Origin of the sequence: Paenibacillus sp. PastF-3 (genome assembly GCF_029893135.1) — a bacterium.
GTDB classification, from domain to species: domain Bacteria; phylum Bacillota; class Bacilli; order Paenibacillales; family Paenibacillaceae; genus Paenibacillus_AQ; species Paenibacillus_AQ nitricinens.
The window spans coordinates 1-24,010 of record NZ_JARXWM010000003.1; the positions used below are offsets into that span (position 1 = coordinate 1).

The 24,010-nt window shown below is 43.8% G+C and carries 21 protein-coding genes and 1 riboswitch; of the genes, 5 read left to right on the top strand and 16 right to left on the bottom strand.

All coding sequences use genetic code 11. The features are described from left to right. The 3 genes from M2444_RS07245 to M2444_RS07255 all read right to left on the bottom strand — a co-directional run. On the bottom strand, nucleotides 1-617 hold a 617-nt coding region (locus M2444_RS07245), incomplete at its 3' end, for a hypothetical protein (RefSeq protein WP_280786625.1). Between the two features lie 14 nt (nucleotides 618-631). Then, nucleotides 632-1,057 carry a stage V sporulation protein AB gene (locus tag M2444_RS07250; RefSeq protein WP_042129676.1) on the bottom strand — a complete coding sequence of 142 codons (426 nt, stop codon included), beginning with the start codon at nucleotides 1,055-1,057 and terminating at the stop codon, nucleotides 632-634. Beyond that, nucleotides 1,054-1,716, bottom strand: a complete 663-nt coding sequence (locus M2444_RS07255; protein ID WP_094876398.1) for a stage V sporulation protein AA — start codon at nucleotides 1,714-1,716, stop codon at nucleotides 1,054-1,056. Before M2444_RS07255 ends, M2444_RS07250 begins: the two co-directional genes overlap by 4 nt. 262 nt (nucleotides 1,717-1,978) lie before the next feature. Between M2444_RS07255 and M2444_RS07260 the strand changes: the two genes are divergently transcribed. Then, on the top strand, nucleotides 1,979-3,013 hold the full coding sequence (locus tag M2444_RS07260; protein ID WP_094876399.1) for a glycoside hydrolase family 53 protein: 1,035 nt from the start codon (nucleotides 1,979-1,981) through the stop codon (nucleotides 3,011-3,013). Between the two features lie 59 nt (nucleotides 3,014-3,072). On the opposite strand, the gene M2444_RS07265 is transcribed toward M2444_RS07260, so the two are convergent. The 7 genes from M2444_RS07265 to M2444_RS07295 all read right to left on the bottom strand — a co-directional run bounded on the left by M2444_RS07265 (nucleotide 3,073) and on the right by M2444_RS07295 (nucleotide 12,631). Next, nucleotides 3,073-4,119: a glycoside hydrolase family 53 protein gene (locus M2444_RS07265; protein WP_306440455.1), complete on the bottom strand. Its 1,047-nt coding sequence runs from the start codon at nucleotides 4,117-4,119 to the stop codon at nucleotides 3,073-3,075. A gap of 2 nt (nucleotides 4,120-4,121) precedes the next feature. Next, complete coding sequence (locus M2444_RS07270) at nucleotides 4,122-5,000, bottom strand: carbohydrate ABC transporter permease (protein ID WP_094872170.1); 879 nt, start codon at nucleotides 4,998-5,000, stop codon at nucleotides 4,122-4,124. Nucleotides 5,001-5,024: 24 nt separating this feature from the next. Continuing rightward, nucleotides 5,025-5,915 (bottom strand): ABC transporter permease, encoded by an 891-nt coding sequence (locus M2444_RS07275; protein ID WP_042129685.1) that lies wholly within the window; start codon nucleotides 5,913-5,915, stop codon nucleotides 5,025-5,027. Nucleotides 5,916-6,152: 237 nt separating this feature from the next. After that, a complete protein-coding gene (locus M2444_RS07280; protein ID WP_280786626.1) occupies nucleotides 6,153-7,856 on the bottom strand; it encodes a type 2 periplasmic-binding domain-containing protein in 1,704 nt (567 codons plus the stop codon). Nucleotides 7,857-7,965: 109 nt separating this feature from the next. Continuing rightward, nucleotides 7,966-9,606, bottom strand: coding sequence for a response regulator transcription factor (locus tag M2444_RS07285; RefSeq protein ID WP_280786810.1), 1,641 nt, complete (start codon nucleotides 9,604-9,606; stop codon nucleotides 7,966-7,968). 11 nt (nucleotides 9,607-9,617) lie between these two features. After that, on the bottom strand, nucleotides 9,618-11,369 hold the full coding sequence (locus M2444_RS07290) for a sensor histidine kinase (protein WP_094872166.1): 1,752 nt from the start codon (nucleotides 11,367-11,369) through the stop codon (nucleotides 9,618-9,620). 302 nt (nucleotides 11,370-11,671) lie between these two features. After that, complete coding sequence (locus tag M2444_RS07295) at nucleotides 11,672-12,631, bottom strand: DMT family transporter (protein ID WP_094872164.1); 960 nt, start codon at nucleotides 12,629-12,631, stop codon at nucleotides 11,672-11,674. 126 nt (nucleotides 12,632-12,757) lie between these two features. Then, nucleotides 12,758-12,906: riboswitch (FMN riboswitch) on the bottom strand. Between the two features lie 209 nt (nucleotides 12,907-13,115). Between M2444_RS07295 and M2444_RS07300 the strand changes: the two genes are divergently transcribed. Next, nucleotides 13,116-14,306, top strand: a complete 1,191-nt coding sequence (locus tag M2444_RS07300) for a substrate-binding domain-containing protein (RefSeq protein ID WP_280786627.1) — start codon at nucleotides 13,116-13,118, stop codon at nucleotides 14,304-14,306. 207 nt (nucleotides 14,307-14,513) lie between these two features. After that, on the top strand, nucleotides 14,514-16,007 hold the full coding sequence (locus tag M2444_RS07305) for an N-acetylmuramoyl-L-alanine amidase family protein (protein ID WP_280786811.1): 1,494 nt from the start codon (nucleotides 14,514-14,516) through the stop codon (nucleotides 16,005-16,007). 52 nt (nucleotides 16,008-16,059) lie between these two features. On the opposite strand, the gene M2444_RS07310 is transcribed toward M2444_RS07305, so the two are convergent. The 5 genes from M2444_RS07310 to M2444_RS07330 form a co-directional block, all read right to left on the bottom strand. Then, a complete protein-coding gene (locus M2444_RS07310) occupies nucleotides 16,060-16,464 on the bottom strand; it encodes a VOC family protein (RefSeq protein ID WP_094872162.1) in 405 nt (134 codons plus the stop codon). A gap of 23 nt (nucleotides 16,465-16,487) precedes the next feature. Then, nucleotides 16,488-17,960: a carboxylesterase/lipase family protein gene (locus tag M2444_RS07315; protein WP_280786628.1), complete on the bottom strand. Its 1,473-nt coding sequence runs from the start codon at nucleotides 17,958-17,960 to the stop codon at nucleotides 16,488-16,490. A 19-nt stretch (nucleotides 17,961-17,979) separates the two neighbouring features. Next, nucleotides 17,980-19,134, bottom strand: coding sequence for an AI-2E family transporter (locus M2444_RS07320; protein WP_094872160.1), 1,155 nt, complete (start codon nucleotides 19,132-19,134; stop codon nucleotides 17,980-17,982). A 169-nt stretch (nucleotides 19,135-19,303) separates the two neighbouring features. Then, nucleotides 19,304-19,513, bottom strand: coding sequence for a hypothetical protein (locus M2444_RS07325; protein WP_280786629.1), 210 nt, complete (start codon nucleotides 19,511-19,513; stop codon nucleotides 19,304-19,306). A 168-nt stretch (nucleotides 19,514-19,681) separates the two neighbouring features. Continuing rightward, on the bottom strand, nucleotides 19,682-20,041 hold the full coding sequence (locus M2444_RS07330; protein ID WP_280786630.1) for a (2Fe-2S) ferredoxin domain-containing protein: 360 nt from the start codon (nucleotides 20,039-20,041) through the stop codon (nucleotides 19,682-19,684). Nucleotides 20,042-20,186: 145 nt separating this feature from the next. Between M2444_RS07330 and M2444_RS07335 the strand changes: the two genes are divergently transcribed. After that, on the top strand, nucleotides 20,187-21,770 hold the full coding sequence (locus M2444_RS07335) for a helix-turn-helix domain-containing protein (RefSeq protein ID WP_280786631.1): 1,584 nt from the start codon (nucleotides 20,187-20,189) through the stop codon (nucleotides 21,768-21,770). A 103-nt stretch (nucleotides 21,771-21,873) separates the two neighbouring features. Continuing rightward, nucleotides 21,874-22,902, top strand: a complete 1,029-nt coding sequence (locus M2444_RS07340; RefSeq protein WP_280786632.1) for an ABC transporter substrate-binding protein — start codon at nucleotides 21,874-21,876, stop codon at nucleotides 22,900-22,902. A 71-nt stretch (nucleotides 22,903-22,973) separates the two neighbouring features. Here the strand turns inward: M2444_RS07340 and M2444_RS07345 are convergent, their stop codons facing one another. Continuing rightward, nucleotides 22,974-23,999, bottom strand: a complete 1,026-nt coding sequence (locus tag M2444_RS07345; protein ID WP_256990446.1) for an iron-hydroxamate ABC transporter substrate-binding protein — start codon at nucleotides 23,997-23,999, stop codon at nucleotides 22,974-22,976. Nucleotides 24,000-24,010 lie beyond the last annotated feature (11 nt).

Here is a 24,010-nt window from a genome sequence, read left to right on the forward strand (position 1 = left end):
CCTAGCTCATCTGAGGCCTCTGCATCCTGCTGCCCGGAATCCGGTTGTGCTGATGCTTCAGCGCTTTGCTCTTCTGACCCTAGCTCATCTGAGGCCTCTGCATCCTGCTGCCCGGAATCCGGTTGTGCTGATGCTTCAGCGCTTTGCTCTTCTGACCCTAGCTCATCTGAGGCTTCTGCATCCTGCTGCCCGGAATCCGGTTGTGCTGATGCTTCAGCGCTTTGCTCTTCTGACCCTAGCTCATCTGAGGCCTCTGCATCTTGCTGCCCGGAATCCAGCTTTGCTGATGCTTCGACGCTCTGCTCTTCTGACCCTAGCTCATCTGAGGCCTCTGCATCCTGCTGCCCGGAATCCAGCTTTGCTGATGCTTCGACGCTCTGCTCTTCTGACCCTAGCTCATCTGAGGCCTCTGCATCCTGCTGCTCTTGACTCGGATCAGCTGCTGTAGTATTTTCCGCCGGATCTGCGTCTTCACTGTTCATAGAAGCTCCGTTTGCCTCAGTATGATCATCAACCAGATCCTCTGCGGTATTCTTCATTGCTGCGGCAGCCGCAGCGTTTTCTTCCTGATGATCCTCTTCTGGCACAGAATCACCGCTGTGAATAAATTTGCTCATTCCATAACCCCCGTTTACTGTCGGTATACAAACCAGTCGAACAAAGAACCCGCGACCTTCCCGCTTACCATCGCCATTAACAGCCCGAACAGATAATGTGTCATATTCAAGCGTTTCGCGAGTATAGGCAGCACATTTAATACCTCGGTCAATGCTGCAGCGAGCATCCCGACAAAAATCCCGTCAAATAGTCCTATACCAAGTTCAACTAAAGGACCTGAAGATATTTTCCAATTCCAAAAATCACTTACGGTTCCTACCAATGATCCGACTACCATCGCACCCTCGTACCAATGTACTTTATCGTAAGAAGAAGTTAATTGGGCCAGACGGGGCACCATGTCAAGAACCACAAATAAAGCGATCACACCGCCACCTACAGCGATCCCCCCTGCAATCCCCAGCAGCAAATTCAACCCTAGTGTTATAGGTGCCGTCATCTTCCGTCCTCCACGTTCTCTGGTTGATTTTCTCCACGGCGCCTCATTTTGCTATACTCCTCATTGATGACGTATTGATCGATATTTTTCTGATACAGGTACATTTCCACTTCTAGCGGTGTTGGCTCCTCATTCCACTTTTTCTTAAATAAATGGTTGAAAAAAATGACCATCCCAAAACCGATGCCTACAGAATACGCAATCTGAAAGACAACCGGATGCTCATCCCGATGACCGGTTATCATCTCGACAATTCGGATTTGGACCTCCTGCATGTTTACATCCGCATGGAAATTCATAATGGTCAGCGCAGACCCGAAGAACAGCAGCAGCCACACTAAAACAAACATCGCTACTGAGGGCTTCCGCCTCTCCACCGGACCTTCAATCTGCACAATCGTTCTCCCTTCACCGATCGGCTCAATGTCCGCTTCGGGCACCAGCTCATAAATGCGGGGAATAACCATCAGAAGATCAATCAAAATCAGATTGCCGTCACTTTGCTCTGGCTTCATTAGCAAAATAGATTCCAAGGACTCTTTCAGCTCTGGCTCCGCGATCAAAAATGCAATATCACCCAATGTGACACCTTTACCTTTGGGTACCGTCACCCGGTTCTTAAGCTGTATATAGATGGCGGGAGCAGAATGTTGTTTCATCCGCATTCCTCCTAAAGGTTGTGGTCAAATAGCTCCGGTGCAAGATAACGGTAGTATGGGAGTAAAGCCTTATTTTTACTCTTGAAGCTCTGAATCAATTTCCAAAGATGCTGAAATGTTGATTCTTTATAGGTATCGGGAAGACTTATCACACCTTACAATCTTGTTATAAAAGACGAAGGGAGGCATTTATGTAAGCGGATACAAACATCGCGATTTAATGAGCACTTGTTGTTAAAACCCTAATCTGGAGGTTATTATCATGAGTAAAAAAAGCTCAAAAACAATGTTCAAATTGTTCATCTGCCTGTCTCTCGTGTTTAGTATGTGTTTCAACTTTGTGAATAACAAACCTGCGGAGGCTGCTGCGACTTTTGCAAAAGGGGCGGATGTAGGCTGGCTATCGGAGATGGAGTACTATAATTGGTCTTTTTATAATGATAACGGTGTGAAACAAGATCTACTGCAAATCCTCAAAGACCACGGGATGAATTCCATTCGACTTCGGGTCTGGGTCAACCCCTCCATTAATTTCTCCAACAAAGCCGATGTTGTGAAACAGGCCGTTCGCGCCAAGAACATGGGTTTTCGAATCATGATTGACTTTCATTATAGTGATACATGGGCAGATCCTGGCAATCAGAAGAAACCTGCTGCCTGGACCAGCAAGAACTTTACAGCTCTAAAGACAGCGGTATATGACCACACTTATGATGTTATGAATACTCTCCAAGCTAGCGGTGTTACGCCGGAATGGGTACAGGTAGGGAACGAGACGAATAATGGAATGCTGTGGGAGGATGGAAAAGCTTCTGTAAGTATGAGTAATTTTGCCGCGTTGATCAATTCAGGTTATAGTGCAGTAAAAGCGGTCAGTAGTAGTTCAAAAGTCATCGTCCACCTCTCTAACGGCTACGACAATTCCTTGTTCCGCTGGATGTTTGACGGTCTGAAGTCTAACGGTGCCAACTATGATGTGATCGGCATGTCACTCTATCCAACTACAAGCAACTGGTCTACACTGAATGCTCAGACATTAACGAATATGAATGATATGGTTGCCCGGTATGGTAAAGAGGTGATCATTTCAGAGGTCGGAATGGATGTTAGTGCTCCAACAACGGCTAAAGCTTTTCTTACGGACATCATTAGCAAAACAAAATCGGTAAGTGGCGGCAAAGGGCTTGGCGTATTCTATTGGGAACCGGAGAGTTATGGTACATGGTACGCTTACACAAAAGGTGCCTTTGATTCTTCTGGTAAGCCTACGGTGGCTTTAGATGCCTTTTTGAATTAAAAAAGAAGACAGCCACGGTGCTTAACCATTGGCTGTCTTCTTTTCTATCCTAATAATCTTTAGAAATGGAGCGAATCCAGTTTCTTACCTTCAAAATCAAACAGAGCTAAATTGGACCACCCATTCTCATGCCCAACAGACCATTCCTTTTGCGAAGGAATCCATGCAGGCTCCCAGTAATAAAAGCCGATTCCTTTTCCGTTAGGTGTGTTCTCAATTACGTTTATGAAATCCTTCATATACTTAGCTTGACCTTCTACTGTGGCTGGATAACCTTCATGGAGCTGGGCTTCCTCATTCACAATTACTGGAAATCCTTCAGGTGCATTCAGTGTCCATGGATAGGCTGTTTCCACCACAATGATATCCTTGTTATAACGCAGCGCTAATTCGTTCAGGTTAAGCTGCAAGTCGTCCAAAGTACCATGCCACCAAGAGTAGAATGATAATCCGATAACATCAAAATTTACGCCATGTTCTAAGAAACGATCAAAAAAGTTACGGCTCGCCGGATGATCAGCTCCCCGGTCAATGTGGATCATAATGGACAAGTCAGAATCGACGGATTTCGCACCCCCTATACCCGCTTTAACTAGCGTAGTGAACTGCTCCCACTGCTCCGGAGTATCACAATCTCCATCAACCTTGCCTTCTCCCCATAACATGCCTGGCGTAATTTCATTACCGATCTGCACCATATCGGGCAGTGTGCCTTGGGACTGTAAAGCTTCGAGGGTCTCGCGTGTATACTCATACACGGCGGATGTCAAACCACTGAAGTCAAGTGCCTCCCAAGCTTTTGGCTTCCATTGGTTAGCCGGATCGGCCCATTTGTCTGAATAATGAAAATCCAATAAAAAGTTAAGCCCTGCTTCTTTGATTCGCTTAGCCATGACCAGTGTACGTTCTAAATTGCAGAAACCGCCTGGAGGGTCATTCCAAATCCGTAGCCGGATGGCATTCACTCCATTGTCCTTTAGGATGTGGAGTAAATCCTCACCTTCCTCAGCGCTCCGAACAGAGCTACTGTGGAACTTGCCTCCACTCTGCTCTATTTCATCCAAAAACGAGATATCCATTCCATTGATAAATGTCGTTATCATCATCCCTACTCCTTTACAGAACCAAGTGTCATCCCTTTAACAAAATATTTCTGCAAAAATGGATATACGATTAGAATAGGAGCAGCCCCGATAAAGATTTGCGCGGCTCTAACCGTTGTCTGCGAGATTAATTCCATCTCCTTCGGATTAATGCTCATGGAGCTCATATCCCGTTGAATGATAACGGTCTGCAGAAAGGTCGCCAGCGGAAACTGCTTGGAATTGTTCAAGTACAACAGTCCATCGAACCAGGAGTTCCAATGAAACACCATACTAAACAGTGCAATCGTCGCAATCGATGGTAGTGAAATCGGTAAGTAAATACTGAATAAGGTTCGGAAATGTCCGGCACCGTCTATTAGTGAAGCTTCCTCCAGATCTTTAGGAATACCACGGAAGAAGTTCAGCATCAGAATGACCAAGAACGTATTTACTGCACCTGGCAGAACGAGTACCCAGAAGGAATCCATTAAGCCAATTTTTTGAATGACAATGTAGAAAGGGATCAGTCCACCATTGAACACCATACTGAAAACGAACAACCAGGAATACACATTCCGACCTTTAAAAACTGAGTTTTCCTTAGATAAGGGATAAGCCGCCAGAAAAGTAATCAGAAGTGTAAGTCCGGTTCCGAGTACGGTTCTTTGTACGGATACCCATATGGAGTGCAGGAATATCGGATTATTCATTGTCTTTTTATAAGCTTCCAGAGAGAACTGCTTTGGCCACAGGCCTACCAGATTGGCATCAGCCGCAGACTTGGCACTGAAAGACACAGCTAATACGTGAATCAGAGGAACAATACACATGAGTGCGAGTATGATCAGAAAACAAGTATTGAATATGTTGAAAATACGATAACCTCTAGTTTTGTAATACATAGGTCTCCCTCTTCCTTTGGTAGTTTAGAAAATGCGATATCCTGCCCATTTTTTAGCCAGACTGTACGATACAAGGATTAGGACCATACTAATGGCTGACTTGAATAGTCCGATTGCTGTACCAAACCCCATCTCACCATTCAGAATAGCTGTACGGTATACGAAGGTGTCGATAATATCGCCTTTCTGATAGACCAGCGGATTATAGAGGTTAAAGATCTGGTCAAACCCTGCATTCAATACATTTCCAAGAGCCAGGGTACCTACCACAACAACCATTGGCAGTAGAGAAGGCATTGTGATAAAACGTGTCTGTTTCCAGCGGGTTGCACCATCTATTTCAGCAGCTTCATATAATGAAGGGTTAATTCCTGCTAGAGCAGCCAGGAAAACGATCGTGTTATAACCAAATTCCTTCCATACATCCGTGAGAATGACCGTGAACCTGAACCAGTTATTATCTCCTAAGAAAAAGATGGGTTTAATCCCCATACTCCCGAGAATCTGATTGACGAAGCCGTCTGTAGCAAGCAAATCCAGCAAGATCCCGCCAAGGATGACCCAAGACAAGAAGTGAGGTAAATAAACCAGTGTCTGAATTGTACGCTGTATATAAACCTTGCGAATCTCATTCAACAGAATGGCGAACACAAACGGCACAGCCAGATTGAAGATCATCTTCAGAACGGCAATAATCAATGTGTTCCAAATGACCTGCATACTGTCATTACGTTCAAATAGATAGCGGAAATTATCTAATCCAACCCACGCTGATCCCGAAATTTTTAGCCATGGCTTATAATCCTGGAACGCCATCACAATTCCGCCCATCGGTATAAAGCTGAAGATGATCAGGAATATCATCGCCGGCAGCAACATTAAGTGAAATGGCCATGTTTTTTTAAGTGTTCTCATCCTTGGTCCCCCATATCGTGTCAAGTTCTTCTGTAACCATACTCAAATTATAGCAACGACAGGATTCCCCAAATAGCGAGCAAAACCAATATATATGGTACAAAACCAATCTCTTTACCGTATAGAAACAGAAGCTAATTTATACAAATTCGGATAACCGCTAACGCAAAAAGAGACCGTTTCCACAGCTAAATAACAGCTGAGAAAACAGTCCCTAATTGTACCCTTAACAGAGCATTATTTTACACTGTCATACCATTCATTTACTTCTTTAGTGATTTGATCGCCGCCGCCTGATTTCCAGGTCGCTACGAAGGTATCGAAAGCTTCTAGTGGCTTGTTGCCATAGATGATCTCATTAAACGTTTGGTTCTCGATTTTGTTCAGGTAATCCATCTTCGATTTCATAGTTTCAGTAGTAGGGCCTGTGAACATATTTTTGAAGGATTTATCCTCTTGTGCCAGCAGAACCTTTGCAGCTGCAGGAGTATCCTTACCATAGTTCACAGCTACATCCTTCTCCAAACGAGTGGTTGGTTCAGCACCATCTGCAAGGTTAAGAAGGGCTTTCATTTGGGCATCTGGAATCCGGGCGCCGTCACGAACCAGCATATAACGAACACTGTTTACATAACCACCAGCAATTTTATCATTTTCAATCATCTTACCGTTTGCATCTAGTTCATAGTCATATCCTGCAAAGAGGCCGTTATCTAGCTCGCTTCCAGGCTTAGGATCAGCAAAGTTATCGAACAGATAGTTTTGATAGGTGAAGAAGGCTTCTGGATTTTTCATCTTGGTGCTAATCAGAGTTACACCGTTAGTGAACTGTGTTCCATGACGCATAACTTTACCATCTGGTCCTGCTGGAATTTCAATTGGAGCCCATACAGCATCCGGAGCATTCTTCACAGTATCTTGAAGCGGCCAACCGCTCATCCAGTATGGTCCTGGGAGAATACCTGCTGTGCCCGCCACTGCTGGCTCAGCTGTTTTGTTCTCATCCCAAAGCGCTGCTTCTTGAGGAATATAACCTTTTGCGAGCCATTCCTTCATTTTTTCGAGCCCTTGCTTCATACCTGCATTTACAGAGCCGTATTCCAATTTACCATCAGCATCAAGATTCCATTGCTGCGGAAGCGTTCCATAAGCACCGAAGATCCAAGAAGGATCGCCCATCCAAGTGTTCATTGATGTCTTAAAGCCGATACTGAGCGGAGTCACCTTATCTGGTGCCAAGCCGTCAGGGTTCTGATTCTTGAATGCATCCATAACTTTTTCTAGCTCATCAATCGTTTTAGGAGCTTGCATATTTAGCTTGTCCAGCCAATCTTGGCGGATCCAAAGAATGTAATCATGGTTGTATGCGTAATCGAGTACAGGGAGACCCATTCTTTTGCCATCACGGCTGTATTGGTTCCATACGTTCGGATCCTGTGCCATGGCTTCTTTCCAAGTAGCTGAGGCGTATTTATCAAATAGTGTTCCCACTTCAGCATACATACCGGAATCAATCAAATCCTGAGCAATCGTGCTATCCCCCGTACCGATCGTTACAACATCGGGCATTTCCTGACCAGATGACATCGACAGGCGTAGTTTGGTTCCAAAAGCGCCATTCGTATCTGTAATGGACCAAAGTGATTTAATATTGATGCCGAACTTTTCTTTTGTCCACTTCGTAGCTACGTTATTCTCAATGCTTTCCCCATTCTTGAATTTAAGCTCAGGGTCAACACCCCATACCGTTGTAATGGTTACCTCAGGATCATATTTATCCTTGTAGGCGTTTTCAGAATTAGATGTTGTATTGGTAGTCGAATCACCGGCTGTATTCTTTCCATCAGCAGCATTATTACTCGAACAACCTGCGAGACTACCTACCAAAAGCATACTCATACACAGGAGCGGCAGCCATTTTTTTCTCTTCATCGCGCTCATTTTGTTCCCCCTTAGATTCCTTAAGTGTTGGTTATGACTTAATTATAGGGAACGAAGATGATGTCGAATACGTCATTTAAACAAGGTTTCTGCACCTTTCTCAACCTCTCTATCCGTCACGAAATTCATTTGGTGTCATATTGTAATGCTTTTTGAACATTTTGCTGAAATATTGCGGATTTTGATATCCGAGTTCGGTAGTGATTTCATAGATTTTTTTATTCGTATTCTTAAGCAGATAAAGTGCACGTTCCATCCGCATGCGGATAATATAGTCTCCGAGCCCTTCTCCTGTCTCTGCCTTATATATTTTAGATAAGTATACGGGGTGCAGATACACATGATCCGCTATCGTCTTGACCGACAAATCATGTCCGGAATGGTTCCCTACCAGCTCATGCACCTGCTTAATAATGTAACTTTTCGTATTCTGATCACTTTCTGAGAGTTCCTTCTGAAGCTTGTTTAGCATATCGAACGCCCAGTCCTTCAGTTTGTCAAAAGAAACAATGATGCTCTGAGTCAACATCGGATCGAACGCATATTGGTCGATTTGTGAGATGAACTGCCCCCCTTTGTGGGCAATGTACATGAACGCATTAGTAATGGACAAAAAAACTTCATACAGATGCTCACTTGAAAATCGCGCATTCTCCATATCTCGGAACACATCAGCGATCTTCTCGCGGGCTGTATCCCATTGCTTAGATTCCAGCAAATGAATAAGCGTTGGCGGACGGTAAAGGCTTTCGAGTGATTTGATGCTCATCATCTCCTGAAGATGACGATCCCCCAGATAAAGTACCGAGCCTGTTTCATTATGTGTTGTCAAAAACATTGAACTTAAGCCACTTCGATAGGCAGCCGTCATCCCTTCGGGAAAAGCAAACCACTCCGTAACGATAAGCGATATCTCACCCTTCAGGTAGTTACTCACACTAATTCTGAAGTTAGCGATCGCTGACTTAAGGATTTGTTGTCTCGCAGCATCGTAATTATTCGACTTCTCTAACTCCCGCTGGATGACTGGCTTCAGCTCGACAAGCAAAATTAAACAATCATGGGGTGCTTTGCAAAACCAGACATGGAACTGCTCTTTAAAGAGCTCCTCGGCAATATTGCCGATGGCATATTCCATTAGGGAAACCGAATGATGATCCATCGCGGCATAATGTTTACCCAGCTGAATCAATAACATCGCCGCTTCCACATCTGATTCGAAAGAGATTTCATATTCCTTTAGCTTTAAAGCAAGTGTCCGCTCAGACAGTACTCTACCAAGTAGTAATTCATGCATCAAGTTGGCCCGTAAAACACTGTAATCGGCTTTCCGATTATAGAGTAGCAAATGGTATTTATCATGTGCCTCCCATTCATCTTTTAGCGACTCAATCGCTCCGGAGATACTATTGATAAATTCTTCATCACTTACCGGCTTCAAAATATAATCAAAGGCCTGCAGCTGAATCGCCTTCTTAGCATACTGAAAATCAGAATAACCTGTCAGTAGGATCGAACGGATATCCGGCCATTTCTCACTCACTGTTTCAATTAATTGTAACCCGGACATTCCCGGCATAGAAATATCAGTAACCATAATATCTATATCCTGCTGTTCCAATATTTCCAGAGCCTCAGCACCTGATGCCGCCTGATGCACTTGCTTTACGCCAATCTCGTCCCACGGAATCGTGCGGGCCAGACTTTCTGTTACATAAGGCTCATCATCGACTAACAATATCTCTATCAACATATTCCCTCCTAGATGTCATCCATATTATTGTCAGTTAGCGGTAGCAACCACTGAAGTTTAACCTGTAGTCCTCCAAGTGATGATGGTGCAATCGTCAATCCTGCATCCTCACCAAAACGCAGCCGCATTCTCTGATGCACATTCCAAAGCCCGCAGCCCATTTCTTCATCCATCGCTTTGCCTAGCTTATTTTCCAATACGATAATTTCCTCCGGGGTCATGCCTTTTCCGTCATCCTCAACCGTTAATGTCATAACTCTTCCGTTGCATGTGCCCGTAATTCGCACCAGCCCCTCTTTAGAGACAGGCTCAATTCCATGGATAACCGCATTCTCGACCAAAGGCTGAAGAACCAACGGAGGAAGATCCCGTTTCCGCATTTGCGGTGGGATAAGAACTTCATATTGAAGTCTGCTCATCCTCATTTTTTGGATCTCCAGATAGTGAGTCACAAATTCCGTTTCTTCAGATAAAGCGACAAGATCGCGTTCTTGGCGGGTCGTATATCTGTAATACCGGGATAAATTATGCGACATACCGACGACAGCACCCATATTATCGAGCTTCGCCATACTCGTAATAAAGGAGAAGCAATTATAGAAGAAATGCGGATTGATCTGAGATTGAAGCTGCTTTAATCTGGCTTCCCTAACATGGATTTTTTCCATTAACACATTCTCGATCAGCTTCTGAATCTGTTCCACCATGCTATTAAACCTTCCGGACAGGAAGCTGAACTCATTTTTACCTTTGATCTCCACCCGCGCAGAGTAGTCTCCTTGCTTCAACCTCTGGAAGCCTCCAACCAATAATCTAACGGGCACCTGCACCTGCACATATAGTAGATAGGCTACCAGACAGCTCATTAATAACAATGCACCAATAGCAAAATAAAATAAGCGATTGGAGGTTTGGATTGGATGCAGTATTTCTGACAGCGGCATATAGTCGATCAAATACCAGCCCATTTTATCCGAAAAGACTATGTTTACACTGTAGGACTCACCATTAATGTTCACTGTACGATTTTCGCTTTGCTTCAACTGCTCTTGCTCCAGCCTATTTACCAATTCATTAGCTAGCAGCTTGTCAGCACTACGGTTAAAGATAAGTCCAGTACCCTGTTTATAATAAAAAGGATCTCTCCTGCCATCACTTTTAAATTTATCCAGCATATCTTCAATGTTTCGGCTGTCAAACTCCACCTTCATAATCGTATTGGCCTTTTCAGGAGTGAACTCTGACATGAAGGGGGTAAAAGAAAACCAAGAGAACACAAAATGGTCGCCATCCTGCTCAATGATCTTTTCTACATGCCAGCCTGACTTTACTTCCCGCTTCAAATCCTCATCCGAATATGGTAAAGCATCATTCTCTGACACCATTCGGTGGATCGACGGTGAATATAGATACAACTTACTCTTCCAGTTGGAGGAGCTTTCCTGAATACTGATTTTGGTCTGAATCCGCTTAATCAAATTTATTGCATCCAGGTTCAAATGTGTCCCCTTTAAATAAGTATCCTTTAAGCTCAAAATATCAGGATCATGAATGAGCAGGATCGGCCAGGAGGACAACAGCTCCATATTACTCTCGACTTGATTCTGAAAAAAACTGAGCTGATTGCTGTTCGAAGTATTTAACTCCGTACGTAGCACATCCGTGGTCGTCTTATTGGAATAGAAATAGAGGATCGTAATAGGAATCAGCATGATGACCATGATACTTACGATTTTGGTAAATAAATTATATCTATACACTTTCCTTCACACTCCGACTCAAATGTCATAGCCTCTATTGTACAAATAATCTTCATTAACGCATAGATAATTTCTCCCCGCACAATGAGGTAGACAGGTGATAGCTTGTTCAAGCACTGTTATCGTCCTCTCTATTGTAAAGGCTTAAATTATTACGCTATATGCTACGTACGAAACATTTCTGCAGTTTTTGCAGTCTAATGTATTGTTGAGACATACAAAAAGGGATGATCCGAAAGCCTCTAGGCATTCAGTCATCCCTTTATACTTTATTTAGTTCAATCTATACAATCAGAGTCTGTTCAGAGCGTTTGTGCTTTAGATTGTTGACTCGATATAAAGAATAAAGCAGTCCAGATCAACGCGAACCCGATAATTTGCGGTAGGGTGACGAGCTGCTGGAATACGATCCAGTTAATGATTACTCCCGTCATAGGAAAGCTTAGTTCAGCCAATGTAGCGAAGGAAGCTTTGGTAGTGCTGAGTCCTTTGTAATACATTAGCATACTGAGCAGTCCTGGCAGCAAAGCCTGCAGCAACAAATTAATGGCTATGGCAGCAGATGCACCAAATCCACCATTAATCTGCCAAGGAGCCCCTTCTAATGTGGTGATTACGAAAAGCAGCGGCAGCGCCATTATAAATCTTAGGGAAGTCACTGTCTCATATTTCATAGACCCAAGCAGATAACGTCCCATTACTGTCGAGCCACCCCATAATGCGGCCGCTCCTAAGGCCATCAGACTGCTAACACCGATAAAGTTGTTCACATGTCCGAATGGAATACTCCAGCCAAAGGTCAGCAGGTAGGTTCCTACCAGAGCCACAGTAATGAGGATCCCGAAATTTTTAGGCAGACGTTCTTTAAGAATTAAGGCTGCAAGACCGATAGCGAATATCGGCTGAAGCTTTTGCAGCAACAGCACAGCATTTAAATCCCCACTGGAGAGTGCCATCGTAAATAGAATTGTTGCCCCGGCAGAACCTCCCCAGGAAACAATTAGCAAAGCTCCAATCTGGCGGAATCCAATACCTTTTAGCTCCGCCCGGTGACGCCAAAGAACAGGGGAAGCAGCCAAGAAAAGCACCACATGCTCCAAAAGAACAATTTGCGATGAGGTCAAGGATTTTAAGAGGATAATACGAAAGAGCGGATCCACGCCCCATAGTGCTGCACCGAACACAACGAGCCAAAAACCACTGCGTAACGGCGACGTGCTGCTTACCTTATTAGCTGATGTTGAAGCTGTTACATTACTCATAATCCCATTCTCCTTGTCGATACAAACCCTCGATAAGAGACCAAAAACCCCCGAATCACCATAAAAGGTCGACTCGGGGGCATTATCAATAAAGACGTACAGGATAGACTCCTAGCGCCTTCATCTTATGATCCTCTCCCATCCGGACTTTACCGTCGGCTCTGGATTCACACCAGATCAGTCACTTCTCTGCAAGCAGAACAAGTGAGTCGCGGGCTTAGTTCGCTTTGAACATTACCGCCGGTTGGGAATTTCACCCTACCCCGAGAATCTTGTATTCCGTTGTTTTTTTCACAATCTCAGAATAAACCTCTTCTTGCCATTCGTCCAGTACTTTATGAAAATATACATAAAATTTTCATGTATTACAGCTTTTTATTACATATTTTTTTCGTTATTGTTCTACTGTCTCATCCACAAAAATCTGTATAATGAAATTATGTTTATTTTTCCATAGTTTAGGAATTTTTCTAAGGAGGTTGTTATGAAGAAATCATTTTGGATGAAGGAGTCATTCTGGACGAAGCTATTGTTCTCCTTTTTTGCGGTCGGAGTCATAGCTTTTTTAGGATTCATAGGTTCGATAATTACTGCGCTTTTCGGGGGGCTTATCTTTTATACTCCTCTTGTGGCGATTTTATCTGTGGTAATAGCCATTTACGTTGTACTCCTTATATTTGATTTGTTGTCCCGAAAAACAAGCAATATAATATTGCTATCCATCCTCGGACTTAGTGTGCTCGTAACCGCAGGATATGAGATCAAGCAAGCATATACTAACAGCATTGCCACGGTCGATGATCGGGAGGTCAATCTCGTACAATATGAACCCTTTGCTGAGAATACGAAAGCAGTGAAATTAGACAAACCTTCTGCCTATAGTATCGATAGCAATCCACCCAAGCTGGATGGTGCAACCGCACTTTACCCACTGTATTCAGCTTTCGTGCAATCTGCTTATCCTGCGGGCAATTATAAACCATATGATTTTCAAATCGGCCAAGTAATTTGCAGCAGCACACCGGAAGCTTACAAAAGACTAATTGAAGGTGAAACCGATATTATTTTTGTGGCTGCTCCTTCTCTTGCTCAGCAAAAACATGCGAAGCGAAAAGGCGTCGAGCTGAAGCTCACACCTATTGGGCGCGAGGCTTTCGTATTTTTTGTGAATAAACGAAACGAAGTGACTGGACTTTCTACCGCCCAGCTTAAAGATATCTACGCAGGCAAGATCACCAATTGGAAAGATGTAGGCGGAGCTAATAACCGTATTCGCGCTTTTCAACGGCCAGAGGATAGTGGGAGCCAGACGATGCTGCAAAAGTTTATGGGAGATACCATACTCATGACACCACCTAAGGAAGACGTCGCAGATATTATGAGCGGAATCATTAAACAAACATCCAGCTATCGCAATTATAAAAATGCACTCGGGTACAGCTTCTTATTCTACGCCTCAGAAATGAATCAAAGCGGGGAAATTGCACTACTCGCCATAGATGGTGTTAAGCCCGACAAAGAAAGTATTCGTAGTGGACAGTACCCTTTGGCTACAGAATTTTATGCTGTGACTGCCGGAAGTGACAACCCCAATATTCAGCCCTTTCTAGATTGGATGCAATCTGCTCAGGGTCAGGAATTGGTAGAAAAAACGGGTTATACTTCTTTGAAATAAAATATTGTTAGGGAAAGAGAGCTAACCCAAATGTTTGGGAAAGCTCTCTTTTCGCTTTTTCTACCGAAATTTTTCCTTTTTCACTCTAAAAGAGCGCAACTTTTGGAAACTATTGTCGTTTAAGAATTATATACGCTGAAACTGCATCAAAGGAAGAAAAAGTAAGAATTGCTAGAAACCAAGAAACGGGGATGGTAGGGATTGCAGATGAAGAAGTTTGGTTTTTTGGCGTTACTGCTGCTTTTGTTGGTGCTGGTTCATCCAGGAACTGGTTATGCCGGCTCTGCAGAGACACACATCAATCTAGACGGCAATGATCTTAAGATTTCTAAAGAAGCACAAGTTCAAATTGTAAATGGAAGCGTGATGGTTCCACTTCGCCTCGTTACGGAGCAGCTTGGTTATACCGTGAAATGGGATAATGTGACCAAGACTGCAACCATTGAGCAAAAGGGAACGACATTAAAGCTTATCGTGAATAATGCGATGGCAGAGGCTTCGGGGAAACAGGTAAAACTGGACAACCCTCCTTTTCTAAGTGGCAACACGACCCTCGTTCCTTTAAGATTTGTTGGTGAACAGACAGGAACTACTGTAGGTTGGGATAATGTGACCAAAACGGTCTACTTAACTTCTCCAGTGCCAGAGATTGGCGGAAGCGATCCAGAAATTACAGTTCCAGACACTTCTGTAACCGCACCCTCTGATAATGGATCCAACGGTAACACAGCAACCGACGGAAATTCCTCAGCTGCAGTCACAAATCTTAGCTTCGTTGATAATAAACTAATCGTTGCGGTGAACGGTAGTGTAACACCTAATGTATTCACAATGACAGATAAAGACCGAATTGTCGTAGATTTACCGAATACCAGCTTTGGCGACAGCTTTCATCAGAACCTTTCTGTCGGAAAAAACCAAAGCGGGCAGTTGACGATTACCGAATATCCTAACGTCTCAACCATTCGTTATTCATTATTCAGTAGTTCTCCCTCTACGATCCGGATCGTGATTGATCTGAACAGCGCGAATAACTACAGTGTAACAAATGCTAACGATGGACTTATTATAGTGGATCTAAATGGGACAAGCACCACGCCTCCTGCAACCACTGTACCAGAAGTACCGGTTACAACGCCTCCACCTTCAACCGGCAACACAGACAAGAAGATAATCGTCATTGATGCAGGACATGGTGGGAAAGATCCTGGCACCGGAAGTAACCGAAAAGAGAAGGATTTCACCTTGCCAACAGCACTGAAAATTGCAGAACTACTAAAGAAAGAGCCAAATATTGAGGTTGTGCTCACTCGAAGTGATGATACATACCCGACCCTACAGGACAGATCCAACCTCGCCAATAAGGTAAAAGCAGATTTGTTCATCTCTGTTCATGCCAATAGTATCCCAGTGGGCAGTAAGAGCAATCCTAGTGGTACTGAGACCTATTACACACGTAAAGATAGTTTATTATTCGCGCAAACCGTTCATAAATATCTTACTGTTGCTACAGGTCTTCAGGATCGAGGGGTTCGTCAAGCGAATTATCATGTAACAAGAGAAACTAAAATGCCAGCCATTTTATTAGAATGTGGTTACTTAAGTAATACCAAGGACGAAGGATTACTCTTCACCGTGGATGTACAGAATAGGATAGCCGAAGCAGTAGTTCTAGGGATAAAGGAATATTTAGGTCGATAGAAAAAAGAGGAGCTTCAAAGCCACCAATTGGCTTTGAAGCTCCTCTTTCTATTTATTCATGTTTGTTATTCCAAACACTCATTCGTTCTCTTAGATTAGAAGTGTGCAGCTCTAACTGAATCCCATCTGGATCGAGAAAGTTGACTGTCCTGCCTACTCCCCTTTTAACAGGTCCTCTAATGATTCGTACTTCGTGGGTACGGAGTACCTGTACTGCCTCCTCGAAATGTTCTTCCGCTATACTAAAAGCAATGTGGTCTATCCCAATTACATTGCTCATTAATTCAATGTATTTTGGCTTTTCAATGAGGCAAATCCATGCGCTCCCCCATTCCAGATAAGCATCTGTATTCCCTTTGTGAATTAGCTGAAGACCCAAAATACCCGTATAGAAATTCAATGAACGTGATAAATCACTCACATTTACCGTCACATGATTAAATCCTTGAATTTTCATCCCCGTTCATCCCCTCAGACTTCTCAAACCAGAATAGAGACAATTCTCTTGCGTTTCTCTGAATCGGGATCTTGAGTAACTCGCATCTCCTCATCAAAGATCAGTGTAGGACGTTCTTCCAGATTATACTCAGGCCATGATAGCTCAGATGTAGCTGGGTTTCCACGATGAGCAAAGGCAATCCATGCCGCATGCATACTTTTAGCCAATTTTTGCATCCCCGGTGTAATTTCCGCGCCCAAGCGAGTTACATGAGACAAATTATTAAAAGCATAGACAATTTCCGCACCATGTACAGCTTTATTTAACAATGGATGGCCAGGGACCGTCCCATCAAAACGATACATCCACACAGGCGCATAGGCCAATTGATTCTCAGCTAAGGATATAGAAGTACCCCAGAAATATAGATCCGTTAGAATCTCCGCCTGTCCTTCCCATGTAGAAGAATAGTGGCTGGCAACCTCCGCCAGACTTCCAGTTCCCATCATCTGCTCCAGCGCCTTGAGCGATTCATCAAAGTCTGCACCTGGTGTCTCTCCCCTGAAAAATAAATTACCCTCATCTCGATTGGTTCCAATCAACAACGGAATCCCCTGGGCCGATCCTTCTGCCACAGCCTGTGCAGGATCTATAGGAAGCGTATCCCCATCAATGACAGGCTGAAATAACATGCCTATTGAACCACCCGTTAATTTAATGGTCATTCTTGTGGCTGCGTCTATAATTTGTTCCGCTGAGAAAGTATTAAGTAGGCTAGTATCTCCATCAGGGGAAATGCCTAGTTCAGTAAGTAATGCTACAGCAATATCTTTTCCTTGCTGATTTGGCAAAGTTTGAGCAGCCCCACTTTGCATGATCGCTCCAGCAAATAATCCCTTTGCAGCAGGCATAGCCAGAAGGGCTGCGATACTCATACTGCCAGCTGATTCTCCAAATACCGTAACTCGCTGAGGGTCGCCTCCAAAGGCGGCAATATTATGCTTTACCCATTCCAGCCCGGCAATTTGATCCAGCAAGCCTTGATTAGACGCAAATCCATCACCAAGCGAAGACAGATGCATAAAACCAAACGGTCCCAGTCGATAATTAATCGTCACCAGGACTACATTTCCATTCTTCGCGAAGCTAGTACCATCAAACTGTGGCTGACTTCCCGCACCTGTCACAAATGTCCCCCCGTGAATCCAGAACATTACAGGAAGTGCCTCGCCTGGGGATGCAGGTGACCATACATTTAAATATAAACAATCTTCAGAATGACGAGGTGTTAATCCACCGAAACGCGTACCTCTCGTATCCGCTGGCTGATGGCTAACTGGACCAAATTCAGAAGCATCTCTAATTCCGCTCCAAGCTTCTGGTGGCTGCGGCGCACGAAATCGAAGCTCTCCAACTGGTGGAGCGGCAAAAGGGATTCCACGCCAAACGTTCACGCCATCCTCCTCTCGTCCTTGAAGCTTACCGTAAGAGGTTACTGCTATCGGTCCTACCATTACATTTCACCCTTCCACATTATTCCTTATTCTCTTCAATCTGCTTATACAATCCGGACTGGAACCGGAACCATTGAAAAATATGTGTAAATACAACCTTGAGCACCGCGTAACCAGGAACTGCAAGGATAATGCCAAGAACGCCGAACATTTTGCCGGCAAAAATAATCACAAAAATGATCGTGATCGGATGAATCTTCAGTGTCTTGCCCATAATCTGCGGAGAGATAAACTTCCCTTCAATCAGCTGTACAGCCGTCCAAACGATGATCATCTTCAGCAGCATAAATGGTGAAGTGACCATGGCCACAATTAAGGCTGGTGTAATAGCAATTGCCGGACCCAAATAGGGAACAACTGCTGTACAAGCAGCGGCAATGGCAAGAACAAGTGAATACTCCAGACCAATAATCAAATAGCCAATATAGAGCAGCGCACCAATGCAGCAGCTTACTATTATTTGCCCTCGAATATAGGAAGATACTTGCGCGTTCATTTCCGACATTACCATCCGAGTCTGCGGCTGCAGCGCGGTAGGTACAAATTTCAAAATGTAATCTGGCAATCTTTTTCCATCACGAAGCAAGTAGAATAGAATAAACGGTGTCGTCACCACCGCCAGCACAATTTCCGTAACGGCTCCGACGAAGCTCCCTACGCCTGTTAGCGCATTATTCAGAAAAGAAGTGCCCCAAGCCGTAATTTTACTGGTAATTTCACTTAGGTTGGTTCCTATACTGTCTTGAACTTGACCAAAGAATTCGCTTCCCGTCAGGTTCATAAATCGTTCCTGGATCAAGTCACTATACCTTGGAAAATCGTCAATCAAACCAGATAACTGCGTTCGAAGAATCGGAATCACCATCACCAGAATCAACGTAATAATACCCGCAATTAACAGATAGAGAATGATGATTGCATACACACGTTTCATCCTGAATCTATTTCCCATTAGGTCTACTAACGGATTCAGCAAGTAATAAGCGATACCAGATAGTAACAATGGTGCCGCCACCGTGTGCAGTAATACAGATATAGGCGTAAAAATAAACGGTATCTTTGAAAACACCAGGATAGTTACCCCAGTTAACAATAAAATAAGTAACGTTACCACAAATTTATTGTTCAGAAAAAACTTTTTAAACTTCCCCGGCCACACCTGCAGCCTCTCCATCGAACCCTCTCCCCCATGCGCCACCTTATATGAAGTGTTATTTTATTCACTTTTTAATAGCATAGTCAACGTAAGGGGCGCAAGTCAAATTTGATATCTGTAATTCTGCCCGCCTCCACAAAACCAATCGATTGATATACTTTGTTAGAATCCGGGTTTTTGGCATCCGCTACGCCATGAGTTCTGTAATCGTAGTACTGTATTCTTCAGTCGCAAGCCGTAAATATCCTCCAACGTTTGCAGGCTTCTTTACGACAAGGCAGTGATAAGCCTCAAGCTTCATATATGTATGAAAAGTTTCTCCATGTAATTCACAAAAAGATTCCGCAAACAACTGCGCCGTTTCTGCATGATCATCCACTGTAAACCTCTTAAACATGTCTATTCCCCCTAGATCTTCCTTTCATTCAATCATGATCCTCTACTGAACTAAAAGAAGCAACGTTGCCTTCCTGAAAAGACAAAAAAATACCGCCAGCGCATTGACGGTACTTCAATCATTTCTGCTTAGATTCCACTCAGCTGCGAAACTTCGATCTATGGACAGCTATTTTTTCTTCTTCCCATTAGCTCCCTTGTCATCTGCAGCCATCAGCTGACCATCATAAGAATACAGCAGATGATCTTCAAGTCTCTCGCCCTGTAAATGCTTCCGTACTAGCGATTTCGCTGATTTAGGTGTGATCTCTTTATACCACACGCCTTCAGGGTATGCGATCACGACGCAGGAATCTGAACATCTACCATTACAACGGGTTACCGTCGTATGTATAAGACTCTGTGCACCTTGCTTTTCAATCTCATCTTCTATCGCTTCAGCTACCTCTTCACCTTTGTGTTTCTTGCAGCTGCTACCATTACATATCAACAAGTGACTTACGGTTCCTTGTAAATTCCAAGTTGTCATGAAATCCCCATTCCTTTCATGCCTAAAATATCCCGTTAGCGGATTATTCTAAACACTATCATAAGAGCTATTATAGTCAATAGAAAGAAAGACTGCTATACTATAATTGAGAATGATTATCATTGAAAAGGGGATCATTTCTACCATGCCCATCCAATCCGGCGGGATGCCACATCATTCCCATCCTTTTTATATGCCTGTTAAGATTAGTAGCCTAACAAGTCTTTCCCACTACACAACCGATAACATCCCGGCTACGAATTCCTGTATTATGATTGTCTGGGAAGGTAAGGGGCAGCTTGAGATAGATGGCGAACCTCACAACCTCAAACCCGGAAGCATCAAGAATTTTGCTGCATCTTCTAATTTAAAGCTAGAAACTGAGCAACAGTTACAGGGGATGTGGATAGAGTACGCCAGTACGGCCAACCGTAATCAAGAGGATTATTTTCTAAATGACAGCTCCTCCTTACACCATGCCTCCACAGAATTGATAGCACTGTCAGGTGAGCTTTATAGTGCTTGGATACAACCCGATAATCGGAAGCCTTTTAAGGTCCAGCAATTATTCACTCAATTGATCGTGAATCTTCATCATGAGCTGGCTGCAACAAAGGAAACATCAGGAAGCTGGCTTGAACATGTATTTAAATACATAGAAGCGCATTACAACGAAGATATCACTCGGGAGCAGATGGCTACGTTAGCTGGGGTAAGCCCTGAACACTTCTCACGTACCTTTCGTAAAATTATGGGTCAAACTTTCAGTGCTTATATTACACTGTTAAGAATCCGCAGAGCGCAGCAACGAATTCTCACCAGTTCTCCCAATCTAACAACTCTGGCGCACGAGGTTGGCTATGAAGAAGGGACTTATCTCAGCCGTAAATTCAAGCAGCTTGTGGGCCTTTCACCTACAGCCTATCAGAATAAGAACAAAAAAATTGTTGCTTTGAACTACAATCACACAGCTATCCTACGAGTACTGGAAATCATGCCCCAACTCGGTGTTTATTCGGATTGGCATCGGAGCTTGGAGCAAGTGCCTGCCTCCAAGCAACTAGCGATGAACGAAGGTAGCTCTTCCCTATTGGATTCGATAGCTTCAGCAGAGCCTGATATTATTATCAGCTACAATATTCCGGAGAATAAGATCCTGACTCCAGTTGCTCCGGTCATTGAATTACCCTTTATGCAAATGAGCTGGCGAGAGCAATTTGGTTTGATCGCTGATGTGGTTAATCGGCGACAGCGAGCGGAAGAATGGTTAGGTCATTACGACGGGCTCTGCCATGCGGCCAATAAGAAACTGAACCATTCGATAGGATCGGAAAGAGGGACAGCCATCGTTTGGGAGCTTAGTTCCCGAGCAGCTTATTGTTTCAGTAGCAGTTACGGTAGGGGTTGTCAGATTTTGTACGGAGATCTTGGATTCAAGCCACCATCCATCATTATGGAGAACGGAATAATGGATTCAGGGTATCTAGTGTCATCTATTGAGGAAATCGGAACCTATCCTGCAGACTATATTATTATCACTAGCATCCCATCATCTTCTGAGGGAAGAAAACGCCTCTCTCGCCTTCTGCGTTCTCGTGATTGGAAGCAGTTAGATGCAGTCCGTAACAATCGGGTATACATCCTGAACAAGGGTGACATGTTCTATGGATTTGATCCGCTGTCTTCTCAAGCACAGCTTAAAGAATTGCTACGTGTGATGACATCATAAATATGCACAAACGAAGATCATATTCGTCCATAGTAAATAACCAGAGAAGATTGTAAAGTTCTTATTGAGAATGATAATCAATTACTATAGGAGGAACAACAAATTGTATAATCTACACAAGAATACTTCGAAACAGAATCATTGGCTTCTATTTCCCTTCATGCTGACGTTAATTCTAGTCCTATCAGCTTGTGGAAATTCCAATACTACGGTGGAGAAAACAGGTGGTACCAGTAACACCAGTAATACAACAGCAGCAACACAAGCTCCAACCGAAACTAGTCAAGAAGCAGAAAGTGCTGAAACCCCTACTGTCAAAACAGTAAGTACCGTAAAAGGTGATGTTGAAATCCCTGTTCATCCTAAACGAATTGTCGCTGAGGAATACTTGGGAAGTCTAATAGCTCTTGATACCATTCCTATCGGAGCTCCAGGCTTAACCTTAGAAAATATGTATTATAAGGAGGCTCTTACAGGTGTTACAGACACAGGAGCGTACGGTAAAATGTCACCTGAAAAAATCATCGCACTAAATCCTGACTTGATTATTTCGGGACAAGCAGAAAGCTATGAAACGCTTAGCAAAATTGCTCCTACCATCATTGTGCCTTACGGGGATTTAAAAGATGCTCATGCAGAATTAACCTATTTCGGAGAACTCCTTGGAAAGGAACAAGAAGCAAAGAATTGGCTTGCAGATTATGACAAACAGATAGCCGAAGCTAAAGCAAAAGTGGACAAGGTCCTCCCGGCAGATGCAACCTTCTCCATCATGGAAGACGGCGGAAAATCCATTTGGGTCTATGGCGATAACTTTGGACGAGGCGGACAGCCCATCTATCAAGCGCTTGGTCGCAAGCCGCCTACAGAAGTAGCAGCGGAGATTATGGAGAAGCAATGGGCGGAAATATCTAAAGAAGCGTTAACTAAGTATGCCGGAGATTATATTATCTTAACCTCAAATAACCTTACAGAAGCTGATTACAAGGCTGATTCATTTTGGGGCAACCTTCCTGCTGTCAAAAATGGACACCTCTATGTTTGGAAAGAAGAACGTTCCTGGTATTATGACCCTATCGCCGTATTAACCCAGACCGAAGAGCTGGCCGATTGGCTAATAAATAATAAATAATGCATGAGGAAAAGGGATGTCCGAAGCCATAGCGGCTAAGCGGACATCCCTTCTCACGCTTCAAATTTAACTTATTGTAGTGACTTCAACAACGTAACTATCTCATCCAACTGCTTGTCCAGCGCATAAGCATCAGAGAGATAATAAGTTTTGAGATCGTATGTGAACACATGACCCGCCTTAACAGCAGGTAGACTTTTCCAAAAGACACTGTCCAGAATGTCCAGCTTATCCTGCTCCACACCACGGCTGAAGCCTTGGAATATATAATCAGCTTCTCCTAGATATTCGGGCAGCGTTTCGAGAGAAAGGGAAGCCCAGCCCTCCTTAAAGGCTACCTCTTCGACAAGATCAGGTGCATGCAGCCCCAATCCGTTGTATATAATCTCTCCACCACGCCCATATGACGAACCGTATAGATACAGCTCTTTACCGGCAATTTCAAAGATTGCCACCTTTTTGTCAGCTGCGATCAGATCGGCCAACTCAGCTTTCTTCGCTTCCAGCTTCTGATTGAAATCCGCCACCCACTTTACAGCCTGCTGCTCCTTGTTCAAGATTTTCCCGATCTCAATCAATCGTTCCTTATAGTCGTATTTACCCCAAGGAATAAAGACAGTCGGAGCAATCTTGGAGATTTGCTCATAGGTATCTTCCTGATAAGTGATAATTAAATCCGGTTCCAGGCTCGTTATTTTCTCCAGGGACACCGTCATGTCATCGCCCACTACTTCTACACCCGTAAGCGCCTCTTTGAAATATGGATGGTTCAAGATATCATTCCCAGCTACGGCAATGGGCGTCACCCCCAGTGTCAGAAGATCACCAATAAAGTCTTGTACCGGAATTACAATTCTTTGTGGATTGCGTGGGATCTGCACCGGACCTTTGTCGCTTTCGTATGTCCAGTACTCTGCATCAGCAGCCGGCTCCGTGCTGGCAACTACAGAATCATTAGTGCTTTTAGCCACATCAGCAGACGTGCTAGCTGGAGCATTCCCCTGATTAGCAGCTTGTCCGCATGCGCTCAACAGTAGCACCAGCGTAAGCACAACGGCTATCATGCTTGTTTTTCCTAACGATATTACTCTGTACAATGTAAATCCTC